Origin of the sequence: Paenimyroides tangerinum (assembly GCF_003865405.1) — a bacterium.
GTDB classification, from domain to species: Bacteria; Bacteroidota; Bacteroidia; order Flavobacteriales; family Flavobacteriaceae; genus Flavobacterium; species Flavobacterium tangerinum.
Genome location: NZ_RQVQ01000038.1, coordinates 1 through 12,570 on the forward strand (window position 1 = coordinate 1; position 12,570 = coordinate 12,570).

General features: G+C 30.6%; 11 protein-coding genes and 1 tRNA gene. 4 read left to right on the forward strand and 8 right to left on the reverse strand.

Translation table 11 applies throughout. The features are described from left to right. The first annotated feature begins 280 nt into the window (after positions 1–280). Positions 281–354, forward strand: a tRNA-Met gene (locus EG240_RS13330). Between the two features lie 753 nt (positions 355–1,107). Here EG240_RS13330 and guaB read toward each other — a convergent pair. Then, entirely contained in the window at positions 1,108–2,580 is a 1,473-nt protein-coding gene (gene guaB, locus EG240_RS13335; RefSeq protein ID WP_125019858.1) for an IMP dehydrogenase, read from the reverse strand. Between the two features lie 257 nt (positions 2,581–2,837). After that, on the reverse strand, positions 2,838–2,978 hold the full coding sequence (locus tag EG240_RS17110) for a transposase (RefSeq protein WP_397337938.1): 141 nt from the start codon (positions 2,976–2,978) through the stop codon (positions 2,838–2,840). A 332-nt stretch (positions 2,979–3,310) separates the two neighbouring features. Here EG240_RS17110 and EG240_RS13345 point away from each other — a divergent pair, with 332 nt between their 5' ends. The 3 genes from EG240_RS13345 (at position 3,311) to EG240_RS13355 (ending at position 6,057) form a co-directional block, all read left to right on the forward strand. Next, on the forward strand, positions 3,311–4,390 hold the full coding sequence (locus EG240_RS13345; protein ID WP_125019859.1) for a PCMD domain-containing protein: 1,080 nt from the start codon (positions 3,311–3,313) through the stop codon (positions 4,388–4,390). 3 nt (positions 4,391–4,393) lie between these two features. Next, complete coding sequence (locus EG240_RS13350; RefSeq protein WP_125019860.1) at positions 4,394–5,185, forward strand: outer membrane beta-barrel protein; 792 nt, start codon at positions 4,394–4,396, stop codon at positions 5,183–5,185. A gap of 134 nt (positions 5,186–5,319) precedes the next feature. Beyond that, positions 5,320–6,057 carry a hypothetical protein gene (locus EG240_RS13355; RefSeq protein WP_125019861.1) on the forward strand — a complete coding sequence of 246 codons (738 nt, stop codon included), beginning with the start codon at positions 5,320–5,322 and terminating at the stop codon, positions 6,055–6,057. Here the strand turns inward: EG240_RS13355 and EG240_RS13360 are convergent. The 6 genes from EG240_RS13360 to EG240_RS13385 all read right to left on the reverse strand — a co-directional run bounded on the left by EG240_RS13360 (position 6,054) and on the right by EG240_RS13385 (position 12,301). After that, positions 6,054–7,592 (reverse strand): YifB family Mg chelatase-like AAA ATPase, encoded by a 1,539-nt coding sequence (locus EG240_RS13360; RefSeq protein WP_125019862.1) that lies wholly within the window; start codon positions 7,590–7,592, stop codon positions 6,054–6,056. The two genes, EG240_RS13355 and EG240_RS13360, sit on opposite strands and share 4 nt — an antisense overlap. A 62-nt stretch (positions 7,593–7,654) precedes the next feature. Next, positions 7,655–9,511 carry an ABC-F family ATP-binding cassette domain-containing protein gene (locus EG240_RS13365; protein WP_125019863.1) on the reverse strand — a complete coding sequence of 619 codons (1,857 nt, stop codon included), beginning with the start codon at positions 9,509–9,511 and terminating at the stop codon, positions 7,655–7,657. 529 nt (positions 9,512–10,040) lie between these two features. Further along, positions 10,041–10,520 carry a hypothetical protein gene (locus EG240_RS13370; RefSeq protein ID WP_125019864.1) on the reverse strand — a complete coding sequence of 160 codons (480 nt, stop codon included), beginning with the start codon at positions 10,518–10,520 and terminating at the stop codon, positions 10,041–10,043. Further along, a complete protein-coding gene (locus EG240_RS13375) occupies positions 10,520–10,987 on the reverse strand; it encodes a hypothetical protein (protein WP_125019865.1) in 468 nt (155 codons plus the stop codon). Before EG240_RS13375 ends, EG240_RS13370 begins: the two co-directional genes overlap by 1 nt. Position 10,988: 1 nt before the next feature. Beyond that, on the reverse strand, positions 10,989–11,756 hold the full coding sequence (locus tag EG240_RS13380) for an MBL fold metallo-hydrolase (RefSeq protein WP_125019866.1): 768 nt from the start codon (positions 11,754–11,756) through the stop codon (positions 10,989–10,991). Positions 11,757–11,893: 137 nt separating this feature from the next. Then, complete coding sequence (locus EG240_RS13385) at positions 11,894–12,301, reverse strand: hypothetical protein (RefSeq protein WP_125019867.1); 408 nt, start codon at positions 12,299–12,301, stop codon at positions 11,894–11,896. Positions 12,302–12,570: the final 269 nt, after the last annotated feature.

Genomic DNA, 12,570 nt, shown 5'->3' on the forward strand with positions numbered 1-12,570 from the left:
CGTTGAAAATAACAAAAGTACAAGCTTTTAAAATATTCAACATGAAAATAATATTTTAATTCAAGTTCTAAATTTTACGCATTTTGATTAAAGATTTAATATCTTAAATTGTAATTAAATTGTAAGCTAAATAATATATTTAATCAGTTTTAAGTTAATTTTAAATTGTGGCAATTTCGTGGCAATTTTATTAAACTAATTGAAAACAGCTGATTTTATTAACTTTAAGAAAATAGGTTCAAATACCTCTTTCTCCGCAAAAGTGATACATCACTAAAATGGCGAGGTAGCTCAGTTGGTTAGAGCGCAGGATTCATAACCCTGAGGTCACGGGTTCAACTCCCGTCTTCGCTACTAGAAAAAGGAAACAAGAAATTGTTTCTTTTTTTTTGCTTAATTTTTTATACAAATCAGTTCACTATAAAAAAGTTATGGAGATAATGAATTTAAGCTCTTATTTCAATTAAACCATAAAACTTTACATTTATCGTTTTCATCAACTAAAGTAATGATTTCATCTTTTAGAATATTGAAACACTTTTTACCTAGTAGTTCCAACTCACTGTTCTATATTTTGAAATAATGTAAATTAAGATTGTTTTTACAACTCATGAGTTCATTTTTTCTTCTGATGTCTTTCTATCTATTTAGAAGGAACTTCATCCAAACTAAGATAGTTTAGATTTCTGGTAATACAACGAAAACCCTTACTTATATTACAAAAAGATTTGCTACGAGCAAAATAACAAAAATAGCACAGATCAGATTACTCCGACCATCAAAGCCTTTGTTATTTTAATCCGTTTAGTGATCTTTTATTAATTTTTTTGAACTTTAAACAATTAAGCCTCTCTATTATTTAAGAAAACAATATTATACTGACCTAAAAGAAAGTGTTTTTTTTTAAAGTAAAACTCAAAATTAATTTGAGATTCAAAAATTCACTCTCTTTACTTGTTTATATTTAACCGTTTAGAATGGATTTTAACCCATAAAAGAAAAAACAGTAGCAACATAAAAGTCACTACTGTTTAATTTATGCATTTTTAATCATTGAAAAACTGTATCGATATTTCAGGACTAGTCGTAAAAAAAAAAAAAACTAAATTATCGCGAATAATTCGGAGCTTCTTTAGTAATGGTAATATTATGTGGATGAGACTCTCCAATTCCTGAAGCTGTTAATTGTACAAAACGAGCCACTTCTTGTAAAGTCGCCACATCTTTTGCACCACAATATCCCATTCCAGCTCTTAAACCTCCAATAAACTGAGTCATTGATTCGATTAATTCACCTTTGTACGGAACACGTCCTTCGATTCCTTCAGGAACTAATTTTTTAACATCGTCTTCCACATCTTGGAAATAACGATCTTTTGAACCGTGTTTCATAGATTCTACAGAACCCATTCCGCGGTATGTTTTAAACTTACGACCTTCAAAAATAACTGTTTCACCGGGAGATTCTTTAGTTCCAGCTAACATTGAACCTAACATCACACAATCAGCTCCAGCTCCTAAAGCTTTAGGAATATCACCTGTATAACGCAAACCGCCATCAGCAATAACAGGAACTCCAGTTCCTTTTAAAGCTGCAGCAACTTCCATTACAGCAGAAAACTGAGGAAAACCAACACCAGCAACTACACGAGTAGTACAAATTGAACCTGGTCCGATACCAACTTTAACTGCATCTGCTCCTGCTTCAGCTAAATACAAAGCAGCTTCTGCAGTAGCAATATTTCCAACAACTACATCGATTTGAGGGAAAGCTGTTTTAACTTCTTTTAAAGTATTTACTACACCTTTTGTGTGTCCGTGAGCCGTATCAATAATCAAAGCATCAACACCAGCACCAACTAAAGCACCAGCACGTTCAACAGCATCTGCAGTAACTCCAAGAGCAGCAGCTACACGTAAACGTCCAAATTTATCTTTGTTTGCGTTTGGTTTTAAAGTTAATTTTGTAATATCACGGAAAGTAATCAAACCTACTAAATTATAAGTTGCATTAACAACAGGTAATTTTTCGATTTTATTTTCTTGAAGAATTTGTTCGGCATCTTGAAGAGTTGTTCCTTCTAAAGCAGTCACTAAATTTTCTTTAGTCATCACTTCTAAAATTGAACGAGATGCAATTTTTTCGAAACGTAAATCTCTATTAGTAACAATTCCTTTTAGAATGTTGTTTTCGTCAACAACTGGAATTCCTCCAATACCAAATTCACGCATTGCAGCTTTAGCATCTCCAACAGTTGCATTCATTTGTAAAGTAACCGGATCGATAATCATTCCTGATTCTGCACGCTTAACTTTACGAACTTCTAACGCTTGTTGTTCAATGGTCATATTTTTGTGTAAAACACCAATTCCACCTTCACGAGCCATTGCTATTGCCATTGCACTTTCTGTTACTGTATCCATAGCAGCAGAAATGATAGGCACATTTAATGTTATGTTTTTTGTAAATCTTGTTTGAATGCTTACTTCTCTTGGTAATACCTCTGAGTAATTAGGTATAAGAAGTACATCGTCGTAGGTTAGACCTTGACCTACTATTTTAGCTGTGTGTGCTTTCATATTGCAATTGTTGTAGAATTGCACGCGAATTTACTCAAAAAACATGAAAAATAAAAATTTATTGTTTAAAAAAACTTTTTGTATAAATGAATTACCACGAAGCTATGCTTGAAGATATCGCATTACTCAAAAGATAACCGTAGCTAATTTTTGTTAAACGGTTTATAAACAGTCATTTTTTTTTCCTTGATTTTAAATATATTTCTGAATCTCATCCTTATTTCCATATTGACCAGCCGTATTTACATAGATATCCACTAGTCAAAAAAAACACCACCCCATAACTCACTTTTAACTTCTGGATGCAAGCGAAAAATTACTTTAGCAGTAATACTTTTTACGGTCTTGATAATATTTTTTACGGAAATCTTAGGTACACTTTGTATCAAAAAATACACATGATTTTCATCTGCTCATATTTCAACAAAATGAATTTAATATCTTTCTAAAATATTTTCACAAACTTCTATCAATCTCATTTCAACTTCCGATAATAAACATATCTTCGATATTTTATTGGACAAACCAAATGACAAAGCAACAAGCTCTTGTTTATGACGTTTCAAAATATGTTCACTCATCAAAAAATATACTATTATTAATCACCCCGAGGCAGAGCCTCGAAGAATTCTTTTGATTAAATTTAAAATCATTTTCTTTAGATATAGAATCAAAAGAAACTATTTTACTTCTTTTTTCACTAATTTTGCACACATAATAATTCATAAAAATGAAGAAGCAACATCTTTTAGCATTTTTTTTAGCTCCTTTTCTATTGACATCATGTATAAAAGAGGAAGAAGAAGATACGAATGCTGATATTTTAGAAGCTTATATTCCTCAAGAATATCTAAAAACCGATCCAATCATCACAAATAATTCTGTTGAGTTTAGAGTAAAATCTAACGTAGATTTAAAAAATCAATCTCCGATTTTTATACTTTCTGAAAACGCAACAATAGATCCAGTAAATGGAACCGTTCGTGATTATACGAATGCGCAAACTGCTGTTGTTACTGCACAAGATTCTAGATGGAAAAAAACGTATACCATTACGTTTAATGTTGATGAATTAAGTACAAAATACGCTTTTGATCATGCTGAACTAACGGACAAAGATCGATATTATCGCTTTTACACAACGGGTTCGAACGGTGATAAAATTTACGATTGGGCAAGTGGAAATTCGGGTTATGTTACAGTTGCAGGAAGCAAATCACCTGATGAATATCCAACAACAATTGCAGAAGGTAGATCTGGAGGTTTGGCCGCTAAAATGCAAACGGTTTACACAAGTAGTTTTGCTGCTGCTACAGGAAATCCAATTGCTGCTGGAAATTTATTTTTAGGAAGTTTTAAAACAAATTTGCTGAATACATTAAAATCTACAAAAATGGGATTGCCTTATTCAGGTGATTTACCAAAATCGGTTAGAACCTATTATAAATACAAAGCTGGTGGCGAAGTTCGCGACCAAGATTTTGATGTTGTTCCTGGAGCTAAAGATACATTCGATATTTATGCAATCATTTTTGAATCTAGAGATAAAGAAAATTATTTATATGGAGATCATGATTTTCAAGACCCAAGAAATGTTGCAATTGCAAGAGTTTCTCCATCTCAACGCATAGAAACTTCAACTTGGAAAGAACTTCAATTTGATTTTGAAATGGTTTCTGGAAAAACATACGATCCAGAAAAAGAATACGTTTTGGCGATTGTAATGTCGTCAAGTATAGATGGAGCTCGTTTTACGGGAGCAATCGGAAGTACTTTGATTGTTGATGAAATTGAATTAATTTTTAATTAAACTATGAAAAATAAACTAAAAGTATTTACTACAACTGTCTTGTTTTCTACTTGTTTAATTTCAAATGCACAAGAATCAGAAAAAAGCGAATCTAAATTTAAATCGTTTTTTACAGACAATATCGAATATCAAGCAAAACTTCAATTGACTTTGGGCGGCGCATCACCACTAGGAATTCCAGCTCAGATTCGAAAAATCGAAAGTTTTAAACCTACGAATGTAGTCGGACTTGAAGCAAACGCAACCAAATGGTTAAATGACGAACAAAAATATGGAATCCGAGTTGGATTGAAAATCGAAAGTCGTGCAATGAAAACCCAAGCAGAAGTTAAGAATTATTTCACTCAAATCGAGGATGATTCAGGTGCAAGAACTACAGGTTATTTCACAGGTCATGTTGTGACGAGAGCAAATAATTCATATCTAACTTTACCCGTTTCATTTGTTTGGAATATCTCTGAAAAATGGAATTTCTATGGTGGATTTTACATCTCTGCTGCTGTTAATAAATCATTTGACGGCTACATTTACGATGGTGTTTTCAGAGAAGGAACTCCAATCGGAGAAACGGCAACTTTTGAAGGAACTGCAATTGGGATTTATGATTTTTCTGAAGATATTCGTTCGTTTCAATTTGGAGAACAAATTGGTTTTGAGTATAAAATCAATCCACAATTTAGTATTTCATTAGATGGAAGTTTCGCTAATACATCAGTTTTCCAAAAAGATTTTGAAGCTATTTCATTTAAAATGTATAACATATTTGGTAATCTGGGTTTTGCTTATAAATTCTAAACTATTTTACACAATTAACGACCTGAATATTTCAGGTCGTTTTTGTTTAAACTATTTATCGTAAACCATTTGAATCACTAGATAATTAAGTTATTTTTGCACTGATAAATTTTTTACAAAACTTAAATTAGAACATGAATAAAATACAACAAAAAATCGAAAACGGTTATAATATTGACGGAAACCAAATTTATGATGATACTTTCAATATCTTTAAAAAAATGGCCATTCCTGCCGGAGCGATTATTTTTTTGCTTTTAATACTTTTTGGTGGAATTTACACTCTTACATTATTTACCGTTTTTGGAAATCCAACAGAAATTCAAACGTTTTTTGAATCGTTAGCTTTATTACAATTAAGCCCAGATATATTGGCTTATTACATTCTTGGTAGCGCAACGATAAATGGAATTATGGCTATTTTTGGAGCTGGATTTATTAAAATGGCACGAGATGTTTACCATAACGAATTACCAAAGTTCAGCACACCATTTATCTATTTTACCAAAGTTGAAGGATTAAAAGTATTTGCTTTTACAATATTAGTTCAAGTAATTTATAACGCAATTTCATTAGGATTAGAATCAATCGGACTTTCAATGGTTGGTCTTTTCGTTATGATTTTAATCAATTTACTTACACTTTTAGTTGTTCCGTTTATCATTTTCGATAAGATGCCAATATTTAAAGCTTTAGGAGCAAGTGTTTCGTTAATAAACCAAAAACCTTTTAAAATTTTAATGTATTTAATTTTATTAGGATTATTATCACTTTCGGGAATTCTTATATTCTTCATTGGTTTAATTGTTACTTTACCAATTATCTATTGTTTCAATTATAGTATTTACGAAAACATTGTAAATAAAAATTAACCCAACCAACCGTCACGATCTAAACTTCGATATTGAATAGCCTCGGCAATATGCTGGGGCTTTATATTTTCTGAAAAATCCAAATCTGCAATTGTTCTAGAAACCTTTAAAATCCGATCATAAGCCCGAGCCGATAAATTTAACCGATCCATTGCAGTTTTTAAAAGTTGAAGTGAATCTGCATCCAAATCACAAAATTCACGAAGTAACTTCGTTGTCATTTGTGCATTATAATGAACTCCTTTTACATCTCGAAAACGCTCGCTTTGAATTTTTCGTGCAGCAACTACCCTATTTCTAATGTCTTCACTTTTTTCAGAAGTAGATTTTTCAGAAAGCTTTTCGAACGGAACTGGATTTACTTCGATATGAATATCAATTCGATCTAAAAGCGGTCCAGAAATCTTACTTAAATACCTCTGCATTTCTTGAGGCGAAGAAGTCATTGGCGAATTCGGATCATTAAAATAACCACTTGGACTCGGATTCATACTTGCCACCAACATAAAAGACGATGGATAAGAAACAGTGAATTTTGCTCTAGAAATGGTTACTTCACGATCTTCTAATGGTTGACGCATCACTTCCAAAACTTCACGTTTAAACTCGGGTAACTCATCCAAAAACAAAACACCATTGTGTGCCAACGAAATTTCTCCTGGTTGCGGATAACTTCCACCGCCAACTAAAGAAACCGATGAAGCGGTATGATGTGGTGAACGAAACGGACGACGTTTGATTAATCCAACATTTTTAACTTTACCAACAATACTATGAATCTTTGTTGTTTCTAGCGATTCATCAATGGTCATTGGAGGTAAAATACTTGGTAAACGTTTTGCTAACATCGTTTTCCCTGAACCTGGTGGACCAATCAAAATAATATTATGTCCACCAGCTGCTGCAATTTCCATTGCACGTTTTATACTTTCCTGCCCTTTTACTTCAGAAAAATCAAACAGAAAAGCATCGTGTTCTTCAGCAAATAATTCTTCTTCTGATAAAATAGTCGGTTGGAGAAATACTTTTTCTTGAAAATGATTAATAATTTCATTCAAATGTGAAACACCATAAACATTTAATCCAGCGACAATAGCAGCTTCTTTTTCGTTTTCTTTCGGAATAAAAATCGATTCAAAACCATCTTCCTTAGCTTTAATCGCCATCGGTAAGGTTCCTTTAATTGGTTGCACACTTCCATCTAACGAAAGTTCACCCATAATTAAAACCTTATTTAAATCTAAATTCGTTTTGATTTGAGAAGAAGCGATCAAAATTCCAACGGCCAAAGGTAAATCATAAGCAGCACCTTCTTTACGCAAATCGGCAGGAGCCATATTTATCGTAATCTTTTTACCGGGAAGTTGGTAATTGATATTTTTAAGGGCAGCAGCGATACGATAACTACTTTCTTTTATCGCATTATCAGGCAAACCGACCAAATGATAACCGATTCCTTGATCGATATTCACTTCGATGGTTATGGTTTGTGCTTCAATTCCGAAAACGGCGCTTCCAAAAATTTTAACTAACATAGATTCATATAAATAGTTGATAACTAAATATATGAAAAAAATCGCTCAGTTGAGCGATTTTACTATTCTATTTTTGAAGATAATTCAAACCAACGTTCTTCTTTCTCTTCTAATGTTTTTATTATTTTTTGAAGTTCATTTGCTTTTGTTTCGATTTTATCATCAGCAACTTTACCTTCTGCAAATTCGTTTTCAATTTGTTTTTTGTTATATTCTAAATCTTTGATTTCTCTTTCGATTTTGGAAAACTCTTTTTGTTCATTAAAGTTTAAACCCGCTTTTTTAGGTTGATTGTCTTTCCAATTCACTTTTTCCTTTGGTTCTTCTTTAACAGGCTCAGCAGAATCTTCATAAGCACGGAAATCTGAATAATTTCCAGGAAAATCTTCTACTTCACCTTCTCCACGGAAAACAAATAAGTGATCTACGATTTTATCCATAAAATAACGGTCGTGCGAAACCACTAACAAACATCCTGGATAATCTAATAAGAAACTTTCCAAAACATTTAAGGTTACGATATCTAAATCGTTTGTTGGCTCATCCAAAATCAAAAAGTTTGGATTCTGAATTAAAACCGTACATAAATACAAACGCTTTAATTCTCCTCCACTTAATTTCTCAACAAAATCATATTGCTTTTTACGATCGAAAAGAAAACGCTCCAATAATTGAGCTGCCGAAATCAAACGCCCTTTTGTCAAAGGTATATATTCTCCGTATTCTTTTATGATATCGATAACTTTTTGTTCAGGTTTTGGATTAATCCCACTTTGTGTGTAATATCCCATTTTAATGGTATCTCCAACCACAACTTTTCCTGAATCTGGTTGTGTAGTTTGTGTAAGAATATTTAAAAAAGACGATTTACCAGTTCCGTTTTTACCGATGATTCCAATTCGTTCACCACGATTGAAATTATAATTGAAGTTATCTAAAATAATTTTATCTCCAAATTTCTTAGAAACACTATGAAGTTCTACGATTTTACTCCCCATACGTTCCATATTGATTTCTAATTCAACGGTATGTTCTTTTCTTCGCGAAGTTGCTTTTTCTTTAATTACATAAAAATCGTCTTGACGTGATTTAGATTTTGTTGTACGCGCTTTTGGTTGACGACGCATCCAATCTAGTTCTTTCACAAAAAGGTTTTTAGCTTTGTCAATCGAAGCATTTTCTGCTGCAATTCGTTCTTCTTTCTTTTGTAAATAATACGAATAATTACCTTTATATTGATAAATTTTACCGTTATCAAGTTCAATGATTTCATTACAAACACGTTCCAAAAAGAAACGGTCGTGCGTAACCATAAACAAAGTAATATTTTCTTTTGCGAAATAACTTTCTAACCATTCAATCATTTCTAAATCTAAATGGTTGGTTGGCTCATCTAAAATCAATAAATCAGGTTTATTAATTAAGATTATCGCTAAAGCCAAACGTTTTTTCTGTCCACCAGAAAGATTTTTTACTTTAAGTTTTAAATCTTCTAATTTAAGTTTATAAAGAATTTGTTTGTATTGCGTTTCAAAATCCCAAGCATTATACAAATCCATTTGATCGAAAGCCGCTTGATAAGCATCTTCTTCTTCAGGATTTTCCAGCGCTTTTTCGTAACGCTCAATAACTTTAAGAATTTCGTTATCAGATGCAAAAATACTTTCTTCGATAGTTAGTTCATCTTGAAGATAAGGTTCTTGAGATAGAAATTCAACACGAATTCCTTTACGAGTAACAACCTGTCCAGAATCTGGAGCATCGTTACCTGTTATAATTTTAAGAATTGAAGTTTTTCCTGAACCGTTTTTTGCTACAAAAGCAACTTTTTGATCTTTATTTATTCCGAACGAAACATCTTCGAACAAGGTTCTTGCTCCGAATGATTTCGATATATTTTCTACTGATAAGTAATTCATTATAAATTTATCTTGATAATTTCTATTAAAAGAAATTTTATTTTAATAATTAAGGTGTCGCAAATATACCATTTATATATGCAGTTTAACTTAATCCTAAAAAATAAAAGCTAGCTGAAAGACAACTGCCATACTAATTTAGTAACTAAAAGCCAAAAATTTTTTTTTGCTTTATACATTATTTCAATTTACTATTTTTTGTCAATATTACTACATTTATAAATAGAAAATAGTGTTGAGAATAAAACTATAGGATATGCAATTTTGGAATATCAAGTTTTTTTATATGAATTTAGATCATTTATAACCAAACAAAATCATATTTAACAAGATAAATCTTAAATAAAGTTAAAAAACGAAAATAATTACAAATCAAAATACATTTTAATATTATGAAAACATGATAAAAAGTAATTTTTAACATGAATAATACACAACTAAATCTTACCAATACAAAATGAGTCCGATACAACATCGAACTCATTTATAAAAAAATAATTTTTAAACGTCCAGAAAAATCTTATTTATTTTACTCAATTTCTTCTTGTGTATTATTTATATTTTGAAGTTGTTCTTTAGCAGCTTCGTACGTGTTTTTATTGTCTATTTTAAGTACAAACTCATTCGAATCAAAAACCATTTTCCCGTTTTTATAAATTCCTTTACCATCTAGATTTAAGATAATACTTTTATCAGAATTTGGTAGAAAAAGTTCTGTTTTTTCTTTGTCTTCATCAAAAATAACAAACGCACTCATAACAGCTTCATCTGCATTTATTTGTGTTGGATTTAAACGATATCCAATTTCAAAAACGCGAATACAATCATTTTTTAAAATACTCCAAGTATAACCAGCAGAACTTACACAACCATTTTCATCTTTGTCAGTACCGACTGCATATACACGAGTTGTAATTTCACTGTCTTGCGAATCGTATTTATCTTTTAATATTTTATCACAAGAAATTAAACTGATAAAAATAAAGTTAAGCAAGAAAATTTTTTTCATTAGTAAGTTGTGTTTTGTATAACTTTAAACGTTGTGAATTCGTTTGGATCAAAAGTATATTCAATTAACATTTCTCCGATTTCTGAATCGTTAGAATAATCTAAAATAATCCATTGGTGATTTAAAACATTTGCCTTTCTAATCACAGTTTTACTACCATCAGTTGCTGGTGGTAATAAAGGATTTCCGCCTTCTTGTGTGTTTAATGTAGTTAAATCCATCAACACTTTTTTCATCACATCTTCATAATTATAATCGCCAAATTTTTCTTGAGCATTTTTATTTTCATCAATTGAAAAATAACTTGCTTCTTTAAACATGTTCTTATAAATCTTTAAAGAATCATTTAATGTTTTGGCTTTTTCAATTTCCTTATCCTTTGCTTCTAAAATATTAGAATCATTTACATATTGAAAAACATTAATTAGTAATGAAAAGATGAAAAGATATAAATAAAGTTGTCTCATTTTAAATAGTTAATTGTAAATTATCATATGCCAAATATACGTCTTTTGGTAAACTTTTTTGAACTTCATCGTGAAAACCTAATTGAAATCCAATATGAGTAAGATAAGCTTTTTTAGGTTTTATGATTTTTATAAAATTTAATGCTTCTTCAAGATTATTATGAGTTGGATGTTCATTTATTCTTAACGCATTAATTACTAAAACATCAAGATCTTGCAATTTAAATAAATTTTCTTCTGTAATATATTTCACATCTGTTAAATATGTAAAATTTTGAAAACGATAACCAAGAATAGGTAAATCACCATGCAAAACAGTTATTGGAATAATGTCCTTACCATCTATTTGAAAAGATTTGTTTTCTTCAATTACATTAATATCAACAGAAGGAGCGCCTGGATATCTATTTTCAGTTTCGAAAATGTATTCAAAACGTTTCTTCAATTCGTTGATAACACGTTCCTGACCATAAATTGGAATTGGAGCTTTTTGCATAAAACAAAACGGACGAATATCATCAAACCCTGCTGTATGATCAGCATGTTCGTGTGTAAATAGAAGTGCATCTATTTTTGGACATTTTGAAACCAACATTTGTTGTCTAAAATCTGGTCCACAATCAATTTGAAAGACAGAAGTATCCCATTCTACAAAAATAGAAGTACGCAATCTTTTATCTTTAGAATCAGAACTTAAACAAACAGGAGAATCATTTCCAATAACTGGAATTCCTTGGGATGTACCTGTTCCTAAAAAATATATTTTCACTAAAATGTTTTTTACAAAAATAAAAAATCTATCTCATTAACAACAAATGAATATGTTAATGATTTACTCTTTTTAAGAAAAAAGCAAAAAAAAAGGAAAGGAGATTAATCCTTTCCTCGAAATTTAAATTTCATTTTTTATTTAGCGGGTGTAGCAGCTGTTGCCATTTCTTGAGCAACTTGTTGCATATACTCAGATAAAAGTTTTGAATCTTCTGGAGTCATTTTAGCCATTGAAGTTCCAAGTTTTGTTGCCCACTCCTGCGATTTTTTTGTTAAATCTGCAATTTTTGTAGCATCACCAGATTTATAAACCTCCATATATTCTTTAATAAATGCACCGTACTCATCAGCAACTTTTTGAGCTTCAGGGTTGCTTAATTTTACAGTAGAAGTATTAGCAGGAGTTTCTGCTGGTGCTGGTGTTTCTGCAGCTGGAGTTTCAGTTGTTGGAGTTTCTGGAGCTGGAGAATCTGTTGTTTCCGCTTTTTTATCACATGCAACTAAACTACCTACTAAAACAGCAGTCAATAAAATTTTTTTCATAAACTTAAATTTTTTAAAATTAATATAACTAAATTAGGTAATGTTTTTAAGATAAAAAAATTTATTAAACATTATTTTTGAAAAATTATATTTTTTTAACATAAAAAAACAGATAAAATTTTAGATTTTATATTAAATATGATTTGTTAATTCAATTTAAAATCTATAAATTATATTCAATTATATACCAAATTTTAAAATTATCTACTGTATTAATTTCTAAGAAAAAAAAAGTAATTAAAAATCTAAAAAAAAGATAGTTCAATTCG